This is a genomic window from Neobacillus paridis, from assembly GCF_016765675.1.
Classification (GTDB): Bacteria; Bacillota; Bacilli; order Bacillales; family Cytobacillaceae; genus Neobacillus; species Neobacillus paridis.
The window spans coordinates 1-26,633 of sequence record NZ_JAESWB010000025.1 but is presented as its reverse complement, the minus strand read 5'-3'; the positions used below and the strand labels follow the sequence as shown (position 1 = coordinate 26,633).

At 29.3% G+C, this 26,633-nt stretch carries 21 protein-coding genes; all 21 read left to right on the top strand.

The genetic code is table 11. The annotated features are described in order from the left end of the window. Positions 1–6 precede the first annotated feature (6 nt). Complete coding sequence (locus tag JK635_RS01860) at positions 7–795, top strand: YomU family phage tail tube protein (RefSeq protein WP_202651888.1); 789 nt, start codon at positions 7–9, stop codon at positions 793–795. 70 nt (positions 796–865) lie between these two features. After that, on the top strand, positions 866–1,078 hold the full coding sequence (locus JK635_RS01855) for a hypothetical protein (protein ID WP_202651886.1): 213 nt from the start codon (positions 866–868) through the stop codon (positions 1,076–1,078). 117 nt (positions 1,079–1,195) lie between these two features. Beyond that, positions 1,196–1,702 (top strand): YomO family phage-derived protein, encoded by a 507-nt coding sequence (locus tag JK635_RS01850; protein ID WP_202651884.1) that lies wholly within the window; start codon positions 1,196–1,198, stop codon positions 1,700–1,702. A gap of 19 nt (positions 1,703–1,721) precedes the next feature. Further along, positions 1,722–2,150 (top strand): YomN family phage-derived protein, encoded by a 429-nt coding sequence (locus JK635_RS01845; RefSeq protein WP_202651882.1) that lies wholly within the window; start codon positions 1,722–1,724, stop codon positions 2,148–2,150. A 16-nt stretch (positions 2,151–2,166) separates the two neighbouring features. After that, positions 2,167–3,171, top strand: a complete 1,005-nt coding sequence (locus tag JK635_RS01840) for a tyrosine-type recombinase/integrase (protein WP_202651881.1) — start codon at positions 2,167–2,169, stop codon at positions 3,169–3,171. 139 nt (positions 3,172–3,310) lie between these two features. Further along, positions 3,311–4,615, top strand: coding sequence for a homing endonuclease associated repeat-containing protein (locus JK635_RS01835; protein ID WP_202651879.1), 1,305 nt, complete (start codon positions 3,311–3,313; stop codon positions 4,613–4,615). Between the two features lie 280 nt (positions 4,616–4,895). Next, positions 4,896–5,525, top strand: a complete 630-nt coding sequence (locus JK635_RS01830) for a hypothetical protein (protein ID WP_202651877.1) — start codon at positions 4,896–4,898, stop codon at positions 5,523–5,525. A 49-nt stretch (positions 5,526–5,574) separates the two neighbouring features. Then, positions 5,575–13,233 carry a phage tail tape measure protein gene (locus tag JK635_RS01825; RefSeq protein ID WP_202651874.1) on the top strand — a complete coding sequence of 2,553 codons (7,659 nt, stop codon included), beginning with the start codon at positions 5,575–5,577 and terminating at the stop codon, positions 13,231–13,233. A 3-nt stretch (positions 13,234–13,236) separates the two neighbouring features. Continuing rightward, complete coding sequence (locus JK635_RS01820; protein ID WP_202651873.1) at positions 13,237–14,001, top strand: phage tail domain-containing protein; 765 nt, start codon at positions 13,237–13,239, stop codon at positions 13,999–14,001. Between the two features lie 23 nt (positions 14,002–14,024). Continuing rightward, positions 14,025–17,249 carry a phage tail spike protein gene (locus JK635_RS01815; RefSeq protein ID WP_202651871.1) on the top strand — a complete coding sequence of 1,075 codons (3,225 nt, stop codon included), beginning with the start codon at positions 14,025–14,027 and terminating at the stop codon, positions 17,247–17,249. A 3-nt stretch (positions 17,250–17,252) separates the two neighbouring features. Next, a complete protein-coding gene (locus JK635_RS01810; protein ID WP_202651869.1) occupies positions 17,253–17,405 on the top strand; it encodes a hypothetical protein in 153 nt (50 codons plus the stop codon). A 139-nt stretch (positions 17,406–17,544) separates the two neighbouring features. Next, the gene (locus JK635_RS01805) at positions 17,545–19,812 is read left to right on the top strand and encodes a coiled-coil domain-containing protein (protein WP_202651867.1); all 2,268 of its coding nucleotides are present in this window, start codon (positions 17,545–17,547) and stop codon (positions 19,810–19,812) included. 14 nt (positions 19,813–19,826) lie between these two features. Beyond that, entirely contained in the window at positions 19,827–22,064 is a 2,238-nt protein-coding gene (locus tag JK635_RS01800) for a sialidase family protein (protein ID WP_202651865.1), read from the top strand. A gap of 11 nt (positions 22,065–22,075) precedes the next feature. Then, complete coding sequence (locus tag JK635_RS01795; RefSeq protein WP_202651863.1) at positions 22,076–22,483, top strand: hypothetical protein; 408 nt, start codon at positions 22,076–22,078, stop codon at positions 22,481–22,483. Further along, complete coding sequence (locus JK635_RS01790; RefSeq protein ID WP_202651861.1) at positions 22,480–22,626, top strand: hypothetical protein; 147 nt, start codon at positions 22,480–22,482, stop codon at positions 22,624–22,626. Before JK635_RS01795 ends, JK635_RS01790 begins: the two co-directional genes overlap by 4 nt. A 316-nt stretch (positions 22,627–22,942) precedes the next feature. Then, positions 22,943–23,239: a type II toxin-antitoxin system antitoxin SocA domain-containing protein gene (locus tag JK635_RS01785; protein WP_202651859.1), complete on the top strand. Its 297-nt coding sequence runs from the start codon at positions 22,943–22,945 to the stop codon at positions 23,237–23,239. Positions 23,240–23,548: 309 nt separating this feature from the next. Beyond that, positions 23,549–23,920 carry a phage integrase N-terminal SAM-like domain-containing protein gene (locus JK635_RS24085; protein ID WP_235887835.1) on the top strand — a complete coding sequence of 124 codons (372 nt, stop codon included), beginning with the start codon at positions 23,549–23,551 and terminating at the stop codon, positions 23,918–23,920. 50 nt (positions 23,921–23,970) lie between these two features. Continuing rightward, complete coding sequence (locus tag JK635_RS24080; protein ID WP_235887834.1) at positions 23,971–24,513, top strand: tyrosine-type recombinase/integrase; 543 nt, start codon at positions 23,971–23,973, stop codon at positions 24,511–24,513. 243 nt (positions 24,514–24,756) lie between these two features. Then, on the top strand, positions 24,757–25,221 hold the full coding sequence (locus JK635_RS24075) for a hypothetical protein (protein WP_235887833.1): 465 nt from the start codon (positions 24,757–24,759) through the stop codon (positions 25,219–25,221). A 336-nt stretch (positions 25,222–25,557) separates the two neighbouring features. After that, on the top strand, positions 25,558–25,938 hold the full coding sequence (locus tag JK635_RS01770) for a hypothetical protein (RefSeq protein WP_202651857.1): 381 nt from the start codon (positions 25,558–25,560) through the stop codon (positions 25,936–25,938). Between the two features lie 51 nt (positions 25,939–25,989). Beyond that, positions 25,990–26,633, top strand: a 644-nt coding sequence (locus tag JK635_RS01765) for an N-acetylmuramoyl-L-alanine amidase (protein ID WP_202651855.1), incomplete at its 3' end; no start/stop codon positions are given.

The window sequence follows — 26,633 nt, the reverse complement described above, 5'->3', positions numbered from 1 at the left end:
TTATTAATGACTACACCTAATCGTTTTGCGATTCGTGACGCAGGGGAAGCAACATTTTTTAATTTACAAACTGGTAAAGCCATTGTAACTTTAAATACGCTTAAAACAAGTGGAGTAGAGACAAGTGGTGAAACTACATATGTTCGAGGTGGTTTTGGAAACCCTAAATTAGTTGGATTTTCTTCCAATAAAGAAGGAAAATTAACTTTACAAGATTCGTTATTTGATAAATTTGCACTTTCTATGTTAACAGGTAATGAATTAACTGAAGAAGTTAAAGTAATTGATTACAATGAAAAATTAACAGTAAAATCAAATAAAATTTCGCTTTCAAAAACTCCTCAAGGAGCAATTATTTCAGTATTTAAAGTTAATCCTATCGATGGTACGAATGAAAAAGAATATACTTTAGGTGATCCAGCTACTAATCCAACTGATTATTCATTAGAAGATAAGGATTTAACATTTAATACAGAAGTTCAAGATGGAACGATTTTCCGTGTGTATTACAAAGTTAAAACTGGAACTGACGCTAAAACTGTTCGTGTTAGTTCTGATGCATTTGGTGGTACTTTCAGAGTAGTAGTTGATCTATTAGTACGTGATAGTGCAGATGGTAAAGACTATGCTGCTCAATTAATTATTCCTCGTGGAAAATTTGAAGATTCATTCTCAATGAATTTATCAGTTGATGGCGATCCAGCTGTGTTAGACTTACCAATTGAAATTTTGAATGATCCTTTAACAAATACTATGTGGGAAATGGTTATTTACTCTGAAACAGATATTGTATAATATAATTAAATAAATAATATAATGGGTGGATATATTTATCCCTCTTTTTTTTTCAATATGGAGGTGTGATATGGCTATAATTGATAAAAAAGATGAAATTAAAGAAGTTGAATTAGACGTTCTTGAAAAAGAAGAAAATGCAGTAATCGTAAAAGTTGACGGTTGGAGAATGCGTGTGTATTTTGATAAAGACTTTAAAGGTATAATTAATAATAAAGTTACTGCAAAATACACTGGTGATATCAAAAATGTTCATACCGTGGTATTTAAAAAATTAAAATAATTTTAAAAGAGTAACGGAAATACTATATTGTTATCTTACCTGAGTAAATTATTAACCGTTACTCTTTTTTATTTAATTAATAATAATTATTATAGGATCAAAAGGAGGAAATAATAAATGTCACAATTAAAATTATCACAAGTAAAAAAACAATATACACAAATCCACAAACAAGAAAAGTACGAACTTAAAGATGGTTCAACAATTACTTTTACTCCAATATTTCCACATGGCGATATCGAAAAATTAATAGAACATTTAGCTACACAATTTAAATATGCAGAAGAAAAAGGATTTGAATTAACTGATAAATTTATTCAAAGCTATGTTCTATTTTTATGTATCCGTCAATTTACTCACCTTGGAAAAGAAATCTCAGATAATTTTGAAGAACAAATTCAACAAATGAACTGGTTAATTGATACTGGATATTTTAAAGAGATTGTGGAAGAAGTGTTTTTAAAAGAAGAAATAGGTAAATTATTTGAAAAAATGGTAGAAGTAAGTGGTAATTACTTATTCTTAGAAAAATTAACTCAACAAATGCAAAATCATGTTGCAAAATTAGAATTACAAAATAAAGATATTTTAAAAAAAATAAACGTTGAAGATAACACTCAATAAAGCGAGTTGATGATATATAATGGAGTTTAAATCAACAAAGGATTTGGAGAAATATATTAATCGTATAGTAGTTGAAGCAATGTCTAAAGGTAATGCTGTAAAGAACACTGTAATTGAAGAAGGTAAAAAACAAGTACAGGAAACAGTTTATAATGTTTATCCAGAACCTAAAGTATATATCAGGACTGGGAAATTAAAAGAAAGTTGGAATTGGCAAGATGCACCTGATGGAATAGAAATTATTAATACTAGAACCGATGAGGAAAGTGGAAAGTATATTCCATCTGTTGTTGAGAGTGGTAAGGGATACGATTATACAGGATACGGTTATGATTATGAAAAGCCTCGTCCCTTTATCGATAACACAATTAAGAATTTAGAAGGAAGTGCTAAGTTAACAGAAGCATTAAAACAGGATTTAAGGAAACAAGGTATTTCAGTTGAATAGATTGGAGGGTGAATAATTGGCTAAACGAGGCACAGTTTATAACAGAATATATAATGATGAAGAATGGAATAAAGTAAATGAAGAAAATAAAATAATGATTGAAGATTATCTTGAAGAATATCGTTCAAGAAAAATTAAAGATAGCACACTTAAACAGTATTTCAATGATTTACGTATCGTTATGATTTATATATTACGCAAGCTTCAAAATAAATCAATATTAGAATTGAATAAAAAGGATTTTAGACGTTTTAATCTTTACCTTACTGAGCAATTAGGTGTTGGAAATGCAAGAGCAAATAGAATGATGTCTGCTGTTAGATCAATGCTTACATATATTGAAGATGATGACGATTATGAATACGAAAATAACCATGCCAAAAAGGTGAGGGGATTGCCTAAAGACCCTATTCGCACTAATGAAGATGACTTTTTCTTATCGTTTGACCAAGTAATGAAATTACGTGAAGAATTAATTAAACGTGATAGATTACAAGATGCTGTTTTGCTTATGGTTATATTTGATAGTGCAGCTAGACGTAATGAAGTATTTCAGATTCAGAAACATGGATTAATTAATAGTAATCGTGCCAATGAAGTTATAGGTAAACGTGGTAAGAAATATAAGCCTGTTTATTTAAATGATACAAGAGATTTAATTGCTAAATATCTTGAAGAACGTGGTGATGATAATATTGATTCACTTTGGATTTCTGGTAAAGGTAATAATAAACGTTCAATTAGCTACAACACTATCTATGACAGAATTGTAAGTATTAGTAAAGTGTTGAGTGAAATTGAAGGTAAGAAAATTGAATTCTTCCCCCACTCCCTTCGTCATAGTCGTATAGAATGTTTGCTACAAGGTGAAGATTTACGGATACTAGATAAGGATGGAAAACCTAAGAAATTTACACTTGAAGAAGTACAGATATTTGTAAATCATAGTGACCCAAAAACTACTTTAAGCTATGCAAAGGATCACACTAACGAAATTGTCGATAATATGTTTGGATTCTAACTTATTTGAATTGGGATGTTCATGGTGAGTGTTCCAATTCAAATAAAATTAATTATATTAATAACTTGAGTAACATTTACAATTGTTGTGTAATTATGGTATTACGATTGGATGAATCATAAATTAAAGAGGTGATAAAATGAAAAGAAAACGTTATACAAAAGATGATTTAATCAACATAATAAAAAACTTTTACATTGAAAATAATAAAATTCCTAGTGCAGAAGATTTTAAAAGTTCATCACCAAGCACATCTACTTTCTATAGACATTTTAAATCTTGGGAAGATGCATTAGTCTCATCTGGATTTAAAAGAACATCTAAAAATATTGAGCATTCAAAGGTAGAGTTGATAGATTTATTAAAAAAGTATTATCATGAATTTAATGAAGTTCCTACGGCAAAAGGATTAGAGTCAAAAGAAAACTACCCATCATATGTGCCTTATTTCAAAAAATTTGGTTCATTGAAAAATGCTCTAATTGAAGCTGGACTATTTGAATTAAGAGCAGATAAGCATAACTTTGACAGAGATAAAACATTTTCTAAAGAAGATTGTCTACATTTATTAGATGAATATATCAAAAGAAATAATAGAATACCAACTATTAATGAATTAAAAGATGATAAAAATATGCCTTCTGATATGAGGTATTATAATTTATTTGGTGGACTAAATAATGCACTGTCTGAATTGGGATATGACCCAATAAATATAGGAAAATATAGTGATGAAAATTTAATTAGTAAGTTGATACAATTATATAATGATATTAATAAAGTTCCAACATGTTCTGATATTGACAATTGTGAGTATACTCCTTATTCAAAGTGCTACACTGAAAGATTTGGTAGTTTGTATGTAGCGTATGATTTAGCTGAAATACCTTACGATATTTCCATAAAGCAAATAGACGATGAAACAATTATCCATATGTGGAATGATTTAAAAAATAATTTACAAAGAACTCCTACTATCAGAGATATAGAAAATTGCAGTTTTGATTTCTCAAATGCCATAAGATATAGGTGGGGTTCATACGCAGAATTTTTAATAGATATGGGCGAAGAACAAAATTATAACAAATATAATTGTCGATACTATTTTTCTGACAAAGGGAAATTAAAATGTTCCTCTTATGAAGAATATGTCATCACAAACTACTTAGAGGATAATGATATAATTTTTAGTAAGGAAAAAATGTATAAAGATGTAATTAAAGAAGACACAACAATGAGAAGATTTGATTGGGTAATAACTTATGAGAATAAAACATACTATGTTGAATACTTTGGTATGACTGGCATGGAAGAATATGATAAAAAAGCAAAACAAAAAATAGAAGATTGCAATAAAAACAATATAAATTTAGTTACAATATATCCAAAAGATTTAAAATTAAAATCATTTGATGAGATATTTTCGTTTTTACAAGTATCTTAAAGTGTTTATCAATTTGGTTCGAACCTAATAATGAACATTTTTTATAATGTCTTATTAGACCAAACATTTCAGAGTGTTGACCGTACAATCAGCACTCTTCTTTTTTATTCTTAAACATTAAATGAAATGTAACTTTTATCGTAATTTAAAGTTATATAATAAATTTTTAGAATATGTAATTAAATTAGTTATCTAACTTAATTTAGGATACTTTTCATTTTACCAATAGTATCCTATAATGGAAGTAACTAAAATAAATATATTAGAGGTGAATTTCATTATGGGATTATTTACAAGTATATTTTTAATTATGATGATTCCAGTTGTATTAATATTTATAATACTTTCATTGCTTGCAAAAAATGAATTAAATAAGTGCAATAACAGGGAAAAAGAAATTGAACGTTTTTTGAAAGATAAAAATTTCAATTATACTCAAATTTTTACTTCTGATGATAAAAAATGGGGAATGGTTTATGATGGTAAAAATAAAATAGGAATACTTCAATATAAGAACAACGAATATATATTTGAAGAAATTGAAGCGAAGAATATAATACAATCTGAGATTATTGAAGATGGTACAACAATTATGAAAACATCAAGAAAAAATATAATTGTAGGTGCTGGTATTGGAAGTTTACTTGGTGCAACTGCCGCTGGAGCGGTCGTTGGTGCTATTTCCAGTAATAAAAAACATGTTGATGAAATTAAAAAACTACAATTACAAATAGTTGTGAATGATACTAGTGATCCAATTAAAAAAGTAAATTTTATTGATGAAAATTATACTATAAAAAAATCAAGTTCTTTTTTTAAATTATACTACGATAAAATAAAACATTGGCAAAAATTAATTGAAGTGTTAATTAGGAATACTGAAAAAGAAAATAAAATAGGGAACGGTTAAGAAGTGTCATTTGGCACTTCTTTTTATTTTGTAGAAAGGAGTGCCAAATATGAATGGTAATGATTTAAGAATATTAGTAACAGCAAATTTAAATACTGGTAAGTCCATAGGTGAAATTAATACAGCGATTAAAGGTATAGAGAAAAAAATTAAATCTCTAAAACTTAATATTGAAGTTAACGATAAAGTATTAAATACATTATCTAACTTTAATAAACAAATGGAACAAATAAGTAAAACTGCAAAAAATACAGGAAAAATAGTTGAATCAGCATTACTTCCTAATGGAACAAAAATAACTCGTACTTTCTTTGATGGTTTGAATAAAGAATTTCAACAAACTATTAATGATACAAAACGTGTTGGGCAAGAAATGCTACAAACAACTGGAAATATAGAGCAACAAATTAAAACAGTAAAGAGTTTAACAGAAGAATATAAATATTTAACAAAAGAGGCAAAAAGTTATAACGTAGATGGTAGTTTAAAGAATAAAACATCAACATATCTAAATGATAAAGGTAATGCTCGTGTAATAAAAACTGATTCTAATGATAATGTAATTAGTACTAAAGATTTAACTGATTATGGAAATTTAATTAAAGTTCAAGAACAAGCAAGAAAATCATTGCAAGAATTAGCTAAAACTGGTAGATATACAAATGAAGAACTCCGTAAAATTGGACAAGGAATAAATTTATCAACTACCGTTAACCAAGTTGAGCAATTAAATAATCGTATGAAAAATATGCGATTTGGTACTAATTTAACACGAGATCAAGAAAAATTAACAAACTCTTTAGAACGAGTTTTTAATCAAGGAAAAGTTACGGAACAAGAATTTAATAAATTTAATAACGCTATAAAAAGTTCAAAAAATATATCTGAATTAGAAAAATTACAAAGAGAAATAAATAAAACAGTTACTAAATATGATGCAACAACATTGCAAAATAAATTAACAAATGATGCAGAAAAATTATTAAGAACTCATGCAAATACAGTCGATGTACAAGGAGTACAAGATTTCATTAATAAAGTAAATGCAATTAATCCTGCTAGTAAAAACGCATTAAATGGGTTAAAAAATTTACAAAATGAATTATCAGTATTTAGAAATAATGCTTCAGAAGCAGCTAGAACATCTATGACATTCGGTCAACAGTTAAAAATTGCATTAGAGAGGGTTCCGATTTGGGCTGTAGCTACTACTGCCATATATGGAACATCTCATGCAGTAAAAGATTTATTGAATAATTTAATACTCGTTGACGGGCAAATGACTGAATTAAAACGTGTAATGGATAGTAATACAAACTTCAATCAATTACTTAGTGATTCAGTTGAAATGAGTAAAGATTTAGGTAGAAGTTTAGAAGATGTAAATAACGCATTAATTATGGCAGCTAAAACTGGAGCAAATGCAAAAGATTCTCTTGAATTAGCTAGAACTGCTACTATTGCATCAAATGTTAGTGAATTGACGGCAGAAGAAGCAATGACTAATTTAATTTCTATAACTACTCAATTCAATATGAAAGCATCTGAATCAATAAATGTTATTGATAAATTAAACGAGGTAGACAATAACTATGCTACTAGTACTCGTGATCTTAGTGATGCATTAGCTAAAGCAGGTTCAGTTGCTCAAACATATAATATTACATTAGATGAAATGATAGGTCTTGCCACTGCCATGCAAGTAGCAACTAGAGCAAGTGGTACAGAAGTGGGTAACTCATTAAAGACAATTATTTCCAGATTAAGTTCCAATGATTCTTTAAAGGCTATGAAAGAATTAGGAATTGAGATAAATAATGTTAGTGATGCTTCCGAGATTTTACAAAAAATATCTGATAAATGGAACACACTAACATCAGCCCAGCAACAAAATCTTGGTGTAGTTATTGCAGGACGTTGGCAATTATCAAAATTTTTAGGTTTAATGAATAATTACCAGATGGCAATTGATTCTACTAATACTAGTTTACATAGTGAAAATAGTGCAATTATTGAAAACCAAAAATATTTAAATAGTATGGAAGCAAAATTAGCCGAACTGAAAAATAGTTGGTATGAATTCAGTCTAGCTGTTGGTGATTCTGGAATTGCTGATGTTTTTATGGGTGCAGTTATTGGATTAACGAAGTTAGGGAATAGTGCAACAAATTTTGTAAGAACATTTGGTTCTATACCTGCATTGTTTGGAATGGCAAGTGCTGGAGCGTTGTTATTAAGTAAAAATTTAAGAAATTTTCTTACCACTGAAAATGGAATTAATGCTTTAAAAAAGACATTCCAGAACATGAATAATCATTTATCAACAACAAGAACATCGATTAGAGATGCTACTGTAGGAATGACTGGATTTCAAAGGGTAACAACTGCTACAGGTATTGCTTGGAATAGATTAGGTGTTTCAATTAGGAGTGCTTTGATATCTACAGGTATAGGAGTAGCGATTACAGTAATATCTATGGCTTTAGGTAAATTAACTGAAAATCTAATTAAAGCAAAAGAAGAACAAGCAAAAGTAAAACAGGAATCAGAAAAATTAGCACTTTCCTATTCCCTTAATCAAGATAAAATTACTTCTTTAGTTAGTGAATATAAAAACTTACAATCACAAGTAAAATCTGGTTTGTTGCCTGAAAATGATAAAAGGTATCTTGAAGTACAAAATGAACTTAATAAATTACTCCCTAATCTCACTAAAAATACAGATAAATTAGGAAATGCAAGGTTAAAAAGTGCAAGTGCAATTGATAGCGAAATTGAATACCTTAATAAATTATCAAATTTACAATCTCAAAAATTTATTGATAATTTTGGAGAAACTGTTGACAAATCAAGTAAAAAAATAAACAACTTAAAATCTCAAATAGATGAATTAGTTAATGGAAAACGACTAAAAGCTGGAAGAATGGCTGGAACAATAATATCACCTCCAGATGATTCACCAGAAACAGAAATTGCAAAATTAGTTAAACAAAAAGAAATAAAAGTTGCAACTGAGGAATTAGTTAATAGCTATAAAAAACTTGGAATTGAATATGCTAAAGTAATGGGATATTCAAAAAACTTGACTAATGAAGATCAAGCATATATTGCATCAATTATAAATAAAAATAAAGAAATACTTACCACTGAAGATGGTATGAAAAAAGTAGAAAGTAAAATTAAGAGTTTTATTATATCTACTGGTGAATTAAGAAAAGCAATAGGTGATATTTTCACTACTGACGAAATACGAGGTTTTTCAGATAATCAAAAAGCTGTATTAAAATCAATTAGTGAAGGGGTACAATCAGGATATAAGGATTGGGGACAATATAAAAATATATTAAAAGAAGTTGGATTTACAACTGACGAAGTAAATGCAATAATTGATAACTTAAATAAAGTTACAAAGAATCAATCTGATGCTAATAAAGCTGCAACTATTTCTGCAGCTGAGTTAGATAAAGTTTTAAAAGAAGCGAGTAAACAATATGAAAATAGTATTTCAAATATTAAATCGTTAAATGGAGTATTAGAAGAATTAAAACAATCTCATAAATTGTCAGCAGATTCAGTTGGAATTTTAATGAATAAATATCCAAATCTGTTAACATATATGAATGATGAAAAGGCATTATCAAATGCTATTCAAAAAGAAATAAAAAATGAAACAAAAGTTGCTCAAAAATCAATTCAACAAAAATTAATGTTAAATAGTCAATATTTCAAATCATCAACTGTGCAAAATTCTACTTTTATTAAAAATATTGCAAAACTATATGGAATTGATCTTCAAAATACAAAGAATTTAGCAGAAGCAAAATCAAAAGTTGAAGCACAATTAATTAAAATTTTAGGTAAAAACTGGTCGCAATATTATAAAATACTAGCTAATGGTCAAGCAAAATTGTATGGTGTAGAAATTGATAACCTTGTAAGAGGTGCTATGCAAGGTAGTGATGAAGCAAATAAAAAATTAAATCAATTGTATGCATCTATGAAAAAATATAATGATGCAGTAAAGAATATTGAAAATGGATTTAATAATTTAACATTAAATACGGTTAAGTCAAATATTAAATTAGAAGATTATGGTAAAACAATAGATAAAAATACATCATCAAAAAATAAAAATACAAAATCTACTAAAAATTCAAGCAAAGCAACCGAAGATTATATTTATGTTTCAGATAAATATAAGAAAGCAATAGATGACATCAATATTAAAATAGCTAAACAACAAAATTTACAATCCAAATATCCAACATATTCTAAACAATATCAAAATGCCATTAAAGAAGAGATTAAACTACTCAAACAGAAAAAAGATGCTATTGATAAAGAAACAAAATCATTAGACGCTCAAATTAAAACTGGTAAAATCAAACAAACAGGTGTAGTTAAAAAAAGTGAATCTGTCATTAAAACTTCATCCTCTTCAAAATCTAGTTCATATGTAAAAGGAAATAGTAATCAAGCAACTATTTGGAATTTTCTAAAGTCAAAAGGATTGTCAGATAATGCTGTTGCTGGTATTATGGGCAACATTCAAGTTGAATCTAGTTTTAATCCTAATGCTCTTGGGCCTCAAACTAAATACGGTAGAGCATATGGAATTGCACAATGGTTAGGCGGACGTAAAACAGCATTACTAAAGTATGCTAAATCAAAAGGAACAAGTGCAAGTAATTTACAAACACAACTTGAATTTTTGTGGAAAGAACTAAATAGCACAGAAAAGAAATCACTAAACTATGTAAAATCAAATTCAAATGCTAGTCCATCCACTATTGCAAAAATGTGGGATACTTTATTTGAACGTTCTGGTGGTTCATTATTAAGTAAACGAGCAAGTAATGCAAATAGTATATACAATAAATATAGTGGAAAGAAAGTAGTTGGAACATCATCTTCTAGTGGTTCTAGTGGTAGTATTCCTACTTTAAAACTTGGTTCAAGTGGATCATGGGTTAAGAAACTTCAAAAAGAACTTGGTGTGGTAGTAGATGGAATTTTTGGAAAGCAAACATTAGCAGCAGTAAAAGCATACCAAAAGAAAAAAGGATTAACTGCTGATGGTATAGTTGGTAAAAGTACATGGTCTAAATTAGGAGTAAAAACATCTTCAAGTTCTTCAAAAGCAAAAGCAGAAGGAAAACAAGCAAAAGATAAAGCAATTGGAGAGAGGAATCAACTTAAACAAGAAAGTCTTGATATTGAAAAACAAATTCAAGAAAAGTATAAACAGTTAATTGATGCAGTAGTTAGTGGATTTGAGAAACAACAAAATGACTTTGATATTGAGTTACAAAAAAGTGAAGATAGAATGTCTCGCCTTGTTTCTACATCTTCTGCATATAGGAAAGAATTAGAGAAACAAAAGAAAATATTAGCAGATAAACAAAAAGTTAATAATAATGAAATTAAATCTCTTAATAAGATAAACTCAGAAAAGAAATTAAGTTCATCTCAAATCAAGAAAAATGAAGAAGAAATTAAATCATTAGAAAAGAAAAATAAAGCCTATAAATTATCAGCAAAAGAACGTGAGAAAAACCAAAAGAAAATTGATTCTCTTAATAAGAAAAATAATAGTGATCGCAAAAAAATATCTTCGCTTGATAAACAAAATAAAGATAAGAACACATCTAAAAAACAACGTGAAAAAAATAATAAAGAAATTGCAAAATTAAAAGCAGATATTAAGAAAAATGATAAAGAAATTGATAAATTAGAAAGTGCGAATAAAAAGAAAAAATTATCAGCAAGTGAAATCAAGAAAAATAATGCTAAAATTGAAGAACTTAAAAAGGCTAATAGTGCAAAAAAGTTATCTTCAGCCATAAGGTCGCAAAATAGTTCATTGATAAAAGAATTAGAAAAAGCAAATGAAGAATTAAAAAATAAACTTGCAGATATAGAATACCAAAGAGTTAATTCAATTATTGATTCTTATGAAAATGAACAATCTAGTAAAGATATTGATATTCGTAAAAAAGAATTAGAATTAGAAACCATTGAAAATAAAAATTCTAATGAATATAAACAGAATCTTGCAGATCAAATTAATCTTCATTTAGATAAAAAACGATTACTAGAAGCTGAAATTAAATACATTAAAGATCAAATAAAAAATAATGAAACTTTAACAGATGCTCAAAAAGAAGAATTAAATAATCTTGTTGCTGATTACCAAAATAAAGTAATTGAAATTGATGTTACTGTTAAAGAGAAAAAGGAAGAAATTAAGCAAATATATAATGATATTGCCGATCAATATGTTGAAGCAATGAAGGACGCTTATGAAAAAGCAAGAGATGTTGAAATTGAGGCTTTAAATGAAACTCGTAAAGCAAGAGAAAAAGTACATAAAGAAATAATGGATAATTATGATGAAGAAGAAAAGAAACTTGATGAACTTTATAACAAGAAAATGCGAGAGATTGATGATCAACAATCATCAGACAATTACAATAAAGAATTAATAAAAAAACAAAAAGAAGCAGAAGAAATTCAAAAGAAAATAAATAAATTGTCAATGGATGATTCAATTTGGGCTAAAAAACAACGTGAAGATTTAGAGAAACAATTAGCCGATAAACAAGAGGAAATTGCACAGTTTGTAAATGACAGAAACGTTGAGTTACGAAAGCAAGGTTTAAGTGATGAATTAGACGCTTCTAAGAAAGCCATTGACGAAAGACGAGATATTGAAAATAAAGCATATGAAACACAACAAGAAGAATGGGATCAATTAGAGAAAGATATTAATAGAAAATATGACAATTTTATTAATGATGAACGTCATTGGAGTCAAGTTCGACAAGATATTCTCAACGGTGATGTTGCAAAATATAAAGATAGTATAGAAGAAATTACTGATACAATTAGTAAGAATAATAAAATTATTGGTGAAAGTATTACAAATAATATTATTGATGTTCTTGCTGCAGCACAAAAAGGATTAAATTCTATTAAATCAAGTTATAATGATGTCATTGCTACAGCTGAAGCAGAGGATAAAAAAGCAAGGGCAGAAGCAGAAGCTAAATTAATTGCTGATATTAAGAAAAACGAAGAGGATGCCAAAGCAAAAGGAATTTCAAAATATGAAGTTACATGGACGGATAAGAAAACAGGAGAATTTGATAGATATCTTGAATTTAAAACAAAAAAAGAATTAGACGATGCCTTAAAAAAATATAATAATAGTAAATTAAATACAGAAATTAAAATTATTTATAAAAAAGTTAAATCATATGATGTAACACTAACTAATCCAAAAACAGGTGACGAAATTGAAAAATCGTTAAACACACAATCTGAAGTAGATGCATTTGTTAAAAAATATCCTGATTATATTCCACAAGTATTACCTAAATATCATAAAGGTGGAATAATTGGAGATACACCTAATAGTCGTGTAACTGAATTAGTTAATAAATTATTTAATACGAAACCAAATGAACAAATTGTTAAAGGACTTGAAGGAGAATTAATGATTCCCCCTAAAAATATTGTGAACGGATTAAATAATATTAGGAATTTAATTACTTCAACTCCTCCATTACTTACACCAGTTACAACAACAGGAAATACGGAAATCAATATGAACATTAACATTGAAAAATTAATGGGTGGAGAAAAAGGTGCAAATGAAATGTTCAAAGTATTAAATAAAAAATTAGCAAAGATGGGAGTGAAATAATCTATGCTGGAAAGTTTGGATTTTCATTTTGATGGTATTAGTTCAAAAGAAATGGGATTATTAAATGTACGAACAGATTCTGGCTTATTTGAAGAAAAATTTTTATCATCTAGAACTATTAATACTGTTAAAGTAAAAGGAAACGATAAATCTTACTTGCAAAGTATAGAGATGGATAATATTTCACTCCATCTCACCTTCTTTTTACCAGAAGGATATACTGATGAAAATTTACGAAAAATTAAACAATGGTTTAATCAAGATTATTATAAAGAATTTTACTTTGATGATTATCCTGATCGTATTTATTATGTGATGTTTGATGGAGATTCTACATTGTCACATAACGGATATGGATATGGTTATTTTACAATAGAGTTAAAGAGTAATAGTCCATATGCATATAGTCCATATTATACGGAATCAATTACAGTCACTGATACAGTTAATGGTGTAGATATAGAGATTGAAAACTATGGTGATTTAGATATTTTTCCTGAAATATGGATTGATAATAATAAAGGTAAAAATACAGTTAAAATTGTAAACTATTCAAATGGTAAAAGTTTTGAATTAAAGAACTTATCTACACAAGGGGAAAATATTTATATTGATAACGAACGTGAAGAAATCGAAACAGATTTACCACTAACATATAGATATGCAGATTTTACAGGTGATTTTATGGAATTTACAACGGGTATTAATCGACTAAGATTATATGGAGAATGTGATGTAACTTTTCGTTATCAATACAAATTTATTTAATATTCAATTGGAGGTGACGAATTTTGAAATTAGGTGAAATAGACTTATCTTTAATTCCTCTTAAACCGCAATTATCAATTTGTTTACCTAATCTTAATAGAACTGTAATTGGAATAATAACTGAAGCTAGGGATATTACTCATGATATTTTTTTGGGGAAAATCAATGAACTAAGTTTCAAAATTCCATTTAAAATAGAAAAAGAAAATAAATTAATAAGGAATCCTAATATTGATAAATTAAAGGAACGTTATTTAATTAAATTTCAACTAGGTAAAGAGATTGAATATTATATGATCAATGATATAAATGATGATTCAGATGATACAAATGCAGATAAAACTGTGCATTGCTATAGTATTGGTTGGGAATTAAACGACAAGATGATCAGAGGATATCAAGATACAAGTATTAATGCGACTGAAGCATTAAATGTTGCTCTTTTAGAATCAGTTTGGTCAATTGGGTACGTTGATTCTGACTTTGATATTAGATATCGTTCATTTGATGTATCAGAAAACACTTCTCTCGAATTCATATTTCAAATTGCAGATACATTTAATGGTATCGTAGAATTTGATACGGTAAATAGATTAATTAATCTAAAGAAACAAGATAGCATTGGTACTAATAAAGGATTACGTCTATCATATGGTAAGTACCTAAAAACAATTGGAAAAGAATCAAATTCAGATGAAATGGTTACTCGTTTTCATGCATTTGGATCAGATGATTTATCTATTCAAAATGTAAATCCAACAGGAACAACATATCTTGAAGATTTTTCATATTTCATGTATCCATATGAAGAAGATGAAAATGGAAATATCATTAATCACAGTTATTACATGTCGGATAGTTTATGTAAAGCAATCACAAAATATAATAAACTAATTGAATCAAATAAATTAAAATTTGCTAATTTACTTTCTCAGTTAACTTCAAAGCAATCTGAATTAACAACTAGGCAAGTGGAGTTAGATACTCTTAATAATGATTTAAAAATAATTGAAGATAAGATTGATTTTGCTAAAGCAAAAGGAGTAGATTATTCAGATTTAACTTTACAACAAACAGCTAAAAATAATGAAATTGATAATAAAGAAAGTGAAATTGTTACAATTAAAATTGATATTACAAATATAAAAGATTCAATACAATCATTAAGAAATGAAATCTCAATTGAAAATAACTTTACAGCGGATCAAATGAAAGAACGTAATTATTATATAATTGAGAAAACATGGCAAGATGATAATTATATTGATGAAAATGATTTATATGAAGAAGCAATAAAACGATTCAATGATATGAAGAAACCTAAAACAACATTCACTATTGATATTATAAATTTCCTGAATATTGTTGAAGAACAACGTAATTGGGACAAGTTATCTATTGGTGATGTTGTAACCATTAAATATGATTTATTTGATACTTTAGTTACTGCTAAGATTATGGAAATCCATTATGACTATGAGCAGAATAATATTAGTTTGACAATTTCTGACGGAAGAGATATTTCCGATGAAGGTGAAAAAATAGCTAAGAAAATTTATGATGTCTACTCCACTTCTAAAAGTTTAGATATGAGTAAATATAAATTCATTGAGTCTGATAAGAAAATTGGAGAAATAAATGAAATCATAAATTCTCAGTGGGATAGTAATAAACGCTCAATAGTTGCAGGATTAAATAATTCCATTAGTATATCAGGTAGAGGTATTGTAATTACAAGTCCTGATGAACCAAATAATCAAGTTATCATTCAAAGTGGTATAGTAGCAGTAAGTAATGATTATGGAAATACATGGAAGAATGCAATTACAAGTTCTGGTTTGGTAGGTGAGAGAATTTTCGGTAAAATTCTGGCTGGAGTTAATTTAACCATTGAAAATGACAGTGGTAAATATAAATTTGATTCTAATGGATTTACAATTGAATCAGGTTCAATAAATATCATTGGTGGACTACCTAAATCCCAACTTGATCCTACATTTGCAGATGGACTATTTGAAATTGACAAAACCTATACAAATGGTATCAGAATGGATGCTAAAGATGGTATAGTTGTAACTCGTAGTGATAATACAGTTAAAACTACTCTCAATTCTACTGAAGGAATTAAAATACAAAGTTATCAAAATGGTGATTGGAAAGACAAATTATATGTTGATACAAACGGAAACTTAACTTTCTCAGGTAACTTATCAGGCGCTAGTGGCACATTCAGTGGTACTGTTTCAGCAGCAACAATCAACGGTAGTAATTTTTCTGGTGGAACTATAACTGGTACAACTATTACTGGAACAACTATTATTAGTACAACTATCAATGGTGGTAGTATTAATGGTGCCGATTTTACATCAACTGGAGATAACAATGAAAAAATATTTATAAATAAAGGATCAATAACATTTTATGGTAATTATGAGGGAGATATTAATTTAAAACTTGATAGTGATGGATTATTTTATACAGATAAGTCAACACCTTCTCATAATTGGAATATATTTTGGGATCAATTCGGATTATCAATTGATAGTAATCGTAATATTTTGATTAGTGCTCCTGATTCTATTACTATCGATAGTGGTCATATATTATTACAAGGTAATAATATTGGAATAAATAATATTTATTTTGGAAATGCATCAATTGGTGTTGGAGGAGAATTTTACCAAGGTGCTAATTCACCTAATGTTAGTATTGGTCAAAAGAATATCTATATCCCTGGAACTATCTATGAAGGCGGTTCATCACTTTCTTCAAAATATGCTTCATCAAGTCATACACATTCCCAATACCTAACAAGTGTTCCTAGTACAATATCAATATCACAAATTTCAGCTAACTATTATTATTTTGGCAGTGCTTTCACATATTCATCAGGTTACATTTCAGCACCTTCTGGCACTTTACAAATTGGTCAAAATTCAGTAAAAGCACAGACAGTTACATCAACATCGAATATTGAGTATAAAAAAAATATTCAAAGTTGGAATTATAATGCAACAAACATGATTTTATCTACACCTGTTAAACAATACCAGTTTAAAAACGAACTAGACAATGAGTTTCCACATGTTGGAATTATTCTTCAAGATGCACCTGTTTGGGTGGCTGATATTGAAGGTCATGGAGTAGATATTTACGCTATGGCTACATTATCATGGAAAGCTATTCAAGAATTAAATGATAGAATTAAATATTTAGAAAATGAAATTATTAGTTTAAAAGGAGAATAAGGAATGAATATTAAGGATTTTAATTTAGTTATCAATAAATATGACAGCATGTTAGCAGATGCAAATAGGCAAATTGTATTACTATCTGCTGTGAATGAAGAATTAACTAAGGAATTAGAAGAATTAAAGAAACAAATGGATAATAAAGATAAATAATCAAATAAAATTTGTTATTGATTATGTACAAAATAGTATATTTACCTAATTATTCATATAAAATATTCTTTAAATAGAACATTTTTGAGGAGTCTAACAATTAGATTCCTCTTTTTTATATTATAAAGGAGGTAATTATGTGCAAGATAATCCTTTAATAATTCATAGAAGGAGAAAAGGAACAACTGATGATCCTTTTGTACAAAAGAATGAATCATTGAAGATTGACTCCGATGGAAAAGTAATTCTTTCTGAAATTCCTAACAAATTCAGTCACGTAATTGTCACTGGTGATAATAAAGATTGGTTTGAAATTCAATCAGGTATTCCTACTATTGACCAATTTAAAGTCGATTATAATCTCAAAACTGTAACATTTTCAATGGAAAATGCAGGGAAACAACTTAACTTTGAATATATGGGTGAAGGTGTTTCGTATATTAGTGCAGATAATGTCTATACAGAATATGATGGCGTAAATGTTACTGAAACACTTAAAGATTTAACAGATAAAACTAATATAGCTAAAGAAAATGCTGAACAAGTTATTGAGAATGTTAATGAGTTAACTGATAGAGTTACTGAATCTATAGAAAATGCTAATTCTGCAATTGAATCAGCTAATCAAATAACCGATAGAGCAACTACTGAAATAGATAACCTATCGCAATTAAAATCAGATGTAGAAATAACTAAAGAAAAAACTATTGAAGCTACCACACTAGCTAATAATGCAGCTGCAAATGCTGATACGAAAGCACAACTTGCACAAAATAAAGTTGATTCACTCAATCAACTGGAAATAGATTTAAACCAATTGAAGTCTGATGTAGAAATAGTTAAAAATGACACGATTATAGCAACTAATAATGCCAATGATTCAGCTAATTTAACTATGGAAAAAGCTATTGTTGCAGATGAAAAAATAACAGAATTACAATCTAAAATTGATAATGCTGATACACAAATCAATGATAAAATTTCAGAAATTGATACCAAAGGTAATGATGCAATCAATGGTAAAATTATTGAAATGCAAAATAAGTTTGACTTAAAAGAAACTGAATGGAATGGAAAAGTAGACAGTAAGATTTCAGAATTAGATAGTAATGAATCTATTCGAAAAACTAATGAAAATGAACGGAAACAGAATGAAGATAATAGAATATCCAGTGAAACTGAACGACAAAGCAATGAATCATTAAGACAATCGCAAGAACAGACTAGACAAACTAATACACAAAAGGCAATCGCTGATGCAAATACTGCTACTACAAACGCATTAACTCAAGCTAATTATGCTAAGAGTAAAGGTGACTATGCTCTCCAACAAGGAGATTATGCAAAATTACAGGGAGATAAAATTCAAGATATCGTTGACGGCACTGGATTTATTCCTTCTCTTGAAAAAGGTACAATGAACGGTGTAGCAACGTTAGATAGTAATGCAAAAGTTCCATTATCCCAATTACCTGATATGGCATTACAGCAGAATTATGTTGTAAAAACAATTACTGAAAGAGATGCTTTAGTTGGACTTAAATCTGGAGATAGAGTAATTGTAATGGATGCTGGTGATGGATCAAGGGAAGGATATATCTGGGATGGTAACCAATATTATAAGGATTCTGACACAGATTGGGAAAATATTAATTTAGAATGGGTAAACATCAAAAATAAACCACAATCAACTGTTGAAGCAATTGATCAATCAGTTAGTAAATCTCATAGTCATATAAATAAAAATGTAATTGATGGATTAGATGATAATAATGGTCAATTACAGTACAAGGGAACTCCTGTTGGCAGTGTTACATCTGTTAATAATAAAATTGGTGATGTTAGTCTTAGTGCAAATGACGTTGGTGCGTATAGTAAAGAAGAAATCGATGCATTTACAGTTGTTAAATCAGTAAATGGTCAAACTGGTGATGTAACTATAAATAGAGTTTCATCTGCTGATAATGCTGATAAACTGGGCGGACAGTTACCAAATTACTATGCAACCAATGAATCAGTTGATGATGTTTTAGATAAAATCGGTGTTTTAAATGATACAGTTGTGTCACATCAGGAGGATTATGTGAAACATCCCGGCTTCGGTGTGACAACCAGTTCCGGCAATGCTTACTCAATCACATTAACCCCTGCTGCAACCTCTTATGTGGATGGAATGGGGATTGTATTAAAAATCAATGCTGACAGTACTGGAGCAGCCACAATTAATGTGAATGGATTAGGTGCGAAACCTTTGAAAAATGCTAACGGAAACGATGTAACAAACCTAAAAGCCAACGGAATTTATACGTTTATTTATAACTCTACAACTGGAAATTTTATTCAACAGGGTGAAGGAGTTGATGCTACTCCGTTAATTTCAGCAGTTAATAATATTTTAGGTTCATAAAGGAAGTGAAATAAATGCCGAATATACAAGACGCAACGGTGGTTGCAAGTGCGTATGATACGAGTGGAAATGGTGGGCGGAAGTTAGTACGTTTGAAAAACGGAACACAATTTGCTGCTATGAAGTCAGGTGGTATTTTTTATATTTACAAAACAACTGATAATTGGGCAACGAGTACACTGTTTAAAAGTGCTACATGGACATCCCTTCAAGATATTGCACTTGCTACAGATGGAATCAATTTATTTGTTTTACAGTCAGTAAATAATAATAAGACTTATTTTGGAGCATATAAGGAAGATGGTACGGTTTTATCTGGGAGTTCTGATTTTGATATTAACCAGTCAGCGATGGGGAATGTTTCCATCGCCATCAACGAAACAGGAACGGAACTCCATGCGGCATTGGCATCGAAAAACTCCACGTATCCTAACTCGTTCAATATACGTTATGCGAAAGGTACGATTAACGCTGACGGGTCAGTGACGTGGGGTGCAGTTGAGCAAGTATCAACAATAAACACATCTGGGTATAACTGTTCTAATCCAAGTATTGTATTCGCAAATGGCTATCCATTTATTTTTGCTGATATATTCAATCCAGTTACGGCTCATTACGGGATAATTATTTTTACCACAAAATACACAACAAAAGATGTAAATTTTACGTCTTCATGGGGTAATAAGTTTGTATACGATTCTAATAGTAACACCTACACCCAATCCTCCCCATCCGCATGTGTCGATAAAAATGGGCGAATATGGGTGGCGTGGCATGGTAAGGATAGCACGTATACTGTTGAGAACATTCGTGTAGCTTATAGTGATGATGGCGGTGTAACATGGTCATCTATGACAAAATTGACAAGTGGAAATAGTTATCATCAAATGAATCCGTCTATTACTGCAAGTAAAAATAACGAAATATTTATCTTATGGAATGGTCAAATTGACAATGTGTACCACAAAGCAATTAAAAAGATTAAGTATTCTAACAGTAGTTGGGGAAGTGTCACAAACGTTATTACAGCGACAGGTAACTTCAATTTATACAACCCATCAACCTTATATGATTTATCCGTTAATTTTTCAGAACCGTTATTCATCTATAAGAATGAACAAAGCAACAAAGTCGGCTTCTACGGTACATGGACAGTCACAAATATATCCGTCACACAAGGTTATATCGGACAAAAAACAAGTGCCGATAAAAGCAATATTTTAACGTATTCCATCACGACAGACGGAACGATGAGTGACATCACCGAAGAAATCAACGGAACAACCATCGCAACACGAACGAATCCAACAAGCGGACAACAATTTACGGTTAGCTTAACGCAGGAACAATGGGATGCGGTGAGGTTTGGGAAGTATGTGGACATCTTTGCTTTTAAGGACGAAATTTCCTCTGATTGGGAACAAGGTTTTGTCACAAGTTGGAATCCGTTGTTATTAGGTGCTTCAACTACAAGAATACGCACAAAATCATTACGGAAAGTAAATCCTAATACTACTTATCAAGTATCAATTTCAGGAAGTTTTGAAATTATTATAGGTATGTATGATGAGAGTCAAAGTACCTATCAAGCGAACACTCTTTATTTACGAGATGGGCAAACGTTCACTACAACAATTAACACTCATTATGTTTTCGCCGTTGTAAAAAAATACGATGAATCACCTATCCTACCTTCTGAAATCGAAGTAGCAAATATCGTTTTAAGTGGCTATTCAGACAACACGCTCACTATCGAAATGGGTAGCGATACGTGGACATATACGTTTGACAAGCGTTTGAATGCGAATGATGACATATTAAGCGCGGTGAAAGGCGTACAGGATTTGCAAACGCATTTTAACGGGATTAAGTCGCAATTAGGCGCGGCGATTCGTGCGAAGGGCGGAACGGTGAATGATACGGATGCGTGGAGTGCGTTTGTGAGTGCAATTGATAATATTATTCCGGGAAGAAAATTTGTAACAGGTAATTTCACACCTAGTGGTTCTAGTGTGAGTATTCGAGGACTTATGTTTACACCTTCTGTTATTATTGTAAAATTAGGAAACCAACGTTGGTTTGCTGAAAAATTTTTAATGACAGATGGTACTTATAATAGAACATTTGCTTATTTGGATGGTAAAGGTTCTTCTAACTTTTATAGTGACGTTTTAAATTGGTATTCAGATGGTTTCGATGCTACATCTGTATTTTTATCAGGTCAAACTTACCAATTTTATGCTATCGAATAGGGGGTGATTAAATGAATAAGATAGGCAGAAAAATTTATTATGATAAATCAACAGGAAATATCATTCTCGACACAGGCGAAATGATGGGTGCAGTCATCGAAACAACCGTTAATCAAGACATCGCAACATTCACGGTTTTATCCGAACGCAATCGGGATACATTTGATGTGCTACAACTTGAATACGGTCAATATGCGCAGGATTTTGCGGAGTGCAATGGGTATCGTGTGAATCCTGAGACAAAGGAATTGGAGTTTAGTTATCCTGATCCTAGTCAGCCGGACGCTCAGCAGGAATTTAGAGCACCTTTGAGTGCGGAAATTGAAAGTTTAAAAGAAAAGGTCTCCATGCAAGACACGGTTATCGAGGATTTAATGTTTAATATTATTCCAGAATTAATAGGAGGAGTGAGTGAATGATGGCAATGTATATCGCTCAAAAAATTATGGAAGGTAGACAAGATTATGAGCATGTGTTTAGTATTAGCGTGTACAAACGTTACCAAGACGATGTAGACGCTATTTTAATTGCCGAAGGAAAACAGGATTTGATTACAAAGTAGGAAGATTATGCGACACAAACACCTCTGAAAAGTAGGTGTTATTTTTATGTCTTTTTTTCCTTGTTCCCCATCTATAATATGATTTTTTACAAAGGATGATTGCGATGAAAAAAGGATTTAGTATAACTTGTCTAGAATGTAATGAAAAGATGATATTGAATGAAAACTATTCAAAAGAGAATGATGAATCAAAATTAACTACTACGATATTAGAATCTTATCCGTTCCAATCGCTTTATTTTGTTTGTTCTAATTGCGGAAACGAAATCGAGGTGGAATCGTAGTAATCATTATTATAGGTGGGGGGGGGGGAGACATGAAACATAGCGTATTATTTATTAGTAAATGGTTTATCAATCATAACAAAGATATAGCCAATCATTCATTTGACGGGAATGTGAAACTTCAAAAATTATTATATTACTCAAAAGCAATGTATTATGCTGTTTATGGAGAGAAACTGTTTAGTAATGATATTGAGGAATGGGAGAATGGGGAAGTTGTTAGTGAAGTGTTTACTTTGTATAGACACCATGATCTTGTAGAAGAAGCTAAAAATAATTTTGATGATTCCCAAATTAATGAAAAAATAGAGAGGATATTTTTGAAATAATTGATGATGAAGAGTTGGAAAACACTGTATATGACAGAATTAATGGTAATGTATTTTCTTATGATAAGAACGAAACGACTCTAACTGATAAAGATTTAGAATTTCTTAGCCGTTTTGGAGAATATACAAGTGATAAAAATTATTTTGTTTATAAAGATGAACAAGGGGAACTGGTGGTGTACTGATTGGTAATTGAGGAAGATACGTCATATAAATAAAATTAAATTAATATTGATTTAGGTTTAAATTCATGGTATTCTATTTATAATTAATGATAAATATATCAATATAAAAAAGGGGAGGAATACCATGAATGATACTCATAGTGAAAATCTAATATTTGAAATTGTAAAGGAATTAACAAATGATAATTCTTTTATTAATAAAGATCAACTTTATAATAAATTGTCTAGTATAGTGGTTAAATATCAAGTTATTAAATTAAAAGATGAAAATACTGAATGCAACTTAGATTATTATATTGAACAATTTTTATCTGCTAAACAATTAGATGGATTAAGTGTAGATACAACGTTAAAGGATTACAAATTAGAATTAAACATATTCTCTAAAGAAATACATATTAATGTTGAGGAAATAACTACCGCACATATTAGGAATTATTTAAGTAAATATAATTATTTAAAAGCCAGTTCAATAGCAAAAAAATTGCTATTTTAAAGAGTTTATTTGGTTGGTTATTTCAAGAGGAAATTATTAATAAAAATCCAATGACAAAAATTAAAACTCCAAAATATGATAAACGTAATTACAAAAGTCTAACTATTGATGAGTTGGAAATGTTATGTGAAGCGTGTCAAACAGTAAAACAAAGAGCATTATTGGAGGTAACTTATGCTTCTGGTTGTCGATTGGATGAAATTCATAAAATGAATATTGCTGATATCGACTTTATAAATTTTTCAGCAAAAGTAATAGGTAAAGGTAATAAGGAAAGAACTGTATTTTTCTCATTAAAAGCAATTCATCATTTGAAAAAATATTTAAAAACAAGAAATGATAATTGTGAAGCATTATTTGTAACTGAAAAAGGAGAATATAAAAGATTATCACGCAGAGGTATCGAACGAGAATTCAGTAAAATAGTTAAAAATTCACAAATAAAAAAGAATGTTAGTTTTCATAGTCTTAGACATACATATTGTACATTAATGATTGAACGTGGGGCAGATTTGCGCACTGTTCAAGAACTTATGGGTCATAGTTCCCCCAGAAACTACGGTTCTTTATTCCTACGTAACGGAAGAACATAAACGTCAACAGCATAAAAAGTTTTTAGCTATATAGTGAATCATTTTAAACTACTAATGATTATATGATTCAAACGTGGACATTTTATAAATTTGCAACTAATAAAAGCTATGTGACTATCCGATGGATCGGATAATCCAATGGTTACTATTCTAAATCAGTGGATTTTATACAAATTTCAGGATGTAATAAGGGAATTCAAACTATAAAGTTGGTAAATAAAAATTTTTGGAGATGCTTGGAAGATGAAACGTGAATTAGGTAGGATATTGTTGTCGGTATTTTATGTATTACTAATACTTGTTGGTGCATTGGCGATTGATGTTGTCATTAATTTGGTTATTAAATTCAGTTCGATGGCTTTGCTGATACTGTTGTTTTGTTTGGTTGCAGTGATTGTGTATTGTTCATTTAAGGAGAATGGTAAGAGTAGTAGAAGATGTGAGAAGTGTGAGGGAATGCTTATGCATGTTCCTTATAAATCTACACATTTGTTATCTATTACATTAGATGATATTGATAGTGTGCCAATATTTCATTATAAGGGTGAAGAGATTAAGGAAAAAGTAAGAGTATCATTTGATTGGAAAACAACAGACGATAATTGTACTTATCCTACATACATCTTACTTGAACATGTTGATAAACCAATAAGATTAGGATTTAACACCAAGACTATTCAACATAATCATCCAATTGAAGAAGGCTGAGAGGAATAAGTATTATAACAAGTATAGTCGTGATAATCATGGGAAGTAATGCAAATTTAAGTAAAGCAGAAATTGAAAAGCGGAAGGAATTAGAAAGTAGAATGATTCTTAACAATATTAAAACAGAGATACCATAAATATTTAGTGTCATAATTAAGAAATAGATTATATAAAAATATCATAGTTATATATCAAAAAAAAAAATAAGACATTGTTTAACCTCCAACGTAAAAAGAGATAAACAATGTCTATTGGTATTTCTACCACGTTTATTATATCAAATGCTGGTGGTGATTACAAAGGTTATTATGTATTTGTTGATTGGAGTTGTTCATATTGGTGCAGAGTAATTACGAAACGTTAAAAGTTGAGATTGATAATATAAAAGACGATATACGAGAAATTAAAATGGATCAAAAAGAGACTAATAATTTTTTTAGGGAAGCTATTGATAAACTTACCACTACTCAAATACAACAAACTGAGATATTAAAAAATCAAACAGATCAACAAAAAATTCAGTTTGCAAAAGTAAACGAGGAAATAGCTGACCTAAATGATAAAATTGATAATACTTTACAATCTCAAACAAAATGGTATCAAGATTTTCTTGGTACAAACTTTGGGTTAGTAGTTAAAATATTAGTTATTTCTGTTTTGCTACTTGCTGGAGTTAAGTTAGTTGGTATTAATCTAAGTAAAATATTTAATATGTGATTTTAATATGAAATCGCAATTTTATATAAGATTTAAAGGAGGAATTCAATAATGAATGAATTTGTTATTTCGTCAGGACATTGTCTAAAAGTTCAAGGTGCATCCGATATAATTAATGAAGTAAATGAAGCTAGAAAGGTAGTAAATAAAGTTTACGAGTATCTTAAAGAATTAAATTGTACGGTATATAAATTTCATGATGATACCTCCACTACTCAAAGTAAAAACCTAAGTACTATTGTTAATTATCATAATAGTAAGAAACGTGACTTAGATATTTCTGTTCATTTTAACGCTGCATCAAGGACTAATAATCCTAGGGGAGTAGAAGTTTTATATGTATCGGATAATTCTAAACAAATTGCTGAAAAAGTAGTAAATGCTATTGCAAAAGCAAGTGGATTAAAAAATCGTGGAATTAAATACAGGGATAATCTATATTTCTTAAATAAAACAAATAAGCCAGCTATTCTTATAGAAGTTTGTTTTGTCGATAGCAAAGCAGATGTTAATGTTTACCATAATAAATTTAATGAAATTTGCAAAGCAATTGCTGAAACATTGTCTGGTAAAAAATTAAGTGAAACAAAAGTTACTGTAGCGAAGCCAAAAGAAGAAACAAAAGTAAAACAACAACCTAAATCAGTCGCTAAGCCAAAATATCCAAATAAACTGTATAAGGTTACAAGTCCACT

Bases quoted from the DNA above. Each gene is read 5' to 3' on its own strand.
- JK635_RS01860 (WP_202651888.1), top strand. From the start codon at position 7: ATGACTACACCTAATCGTTTTGCGATTCGTGACGCAGGGGAAGCAACA.
- JK635_RS01855 (WP_202651886.1), top strand. From the start codon at position 866: ATGGCTATAATTGATAAAAAAGATGAAATTAAAGAAGTTGAATTAGAC.
- JK635_RS01850 (WP_202651884.1), top strand. From the start codon at position 1,196: ATGTCACAATTAAAATTATCACAAGTAAAAAAACAATATACACAAATC.
- JK635_RS01845 (WP_202651882.1), top strand. From the start codon at position 1,722: ATGGAGTTTAAATCAACAAAGGATTTGGAGAAATATATTAATCGTATA.
- JK635_RS01835 (WP_202651879.1), top strand. From the start codon at position 3,311: ATGAAAAGAAAACGTTATACAAAAGATGATTTAATCAACATAATAAAA.
- JK635_RS01830 (WP_202651877.1), top strand. From the start codon at position 4,896: ATGGGATTATTTACAAGTATATTTTTAATTATGATGATTCCAGTTGTA.
- JK635_RS01825 (WP_202651874.1), top strand. From the start codon at position 5,575: ATGAATGGTAATGATTTAAGAATATTAGTAACAGCAAATTTAAATACT.
- JK635_RS01820 (WP_202651873.1), top strand. From the start codon at position 13,237: ATGCTGGAAAGTTTGGATTTTCATTTTGATGGTATTAGTTCAAAAGAA.
- JK635_RS01810 (WP_202651869.1), top strand. From the start codon at position 17,253: ATGAATATTAAGGATTTTAATTTAGTTATCAATAAATATGACAGCATG.
- JK635_RS01800 (WP_202651865.1), top strand. From the start codon at position 19,827: ATGCCGAATATACAAGACGCAACGGTGGTTGCAAGTGCGTATGATACG.
- JK635_RS01795 (WP_202651863.1), top strand. From the start codon at position 22,076: ATGAATAAGATAGGCAGAAAAATTTATTATGATAAATCAACAGGAAAT.
- JK635_RS01790 (WP_202651861.1), top strand. From the start codon at position 22,480: ATGATGGCAATGTATATCGCTCAAAAAATTATGGAAGGTAGACAAGAT.
- JK635_RS01785 (WP_202651859.1), top strand. From the start codon at position 22,943: ATGAAACATAGCGTATTATTTATTAGTAAATGGTTTATCAATCATAAC.
- JK635_RS24085 (WP_235887835.1), top strand. From the start codon at position 23,549: ATGAATGATACTCATAGTGAAAATCTAATATTTGAAATTGTAAAGGAA.
- JK635_RS24080 (WP_235887834.1), top strand. From the start codon at position 23,971: ATGACAAAAATTAAAACTCCAAAATATGATAAACGTAATTACAAAAGT.
- JK635_RS24075 (WP_235887833.1), top strand. From the start codon at position 24,757: ATGAAACGTGAATTAGGTAGGATATTGTTGTCGGTATTTTATGTATTA.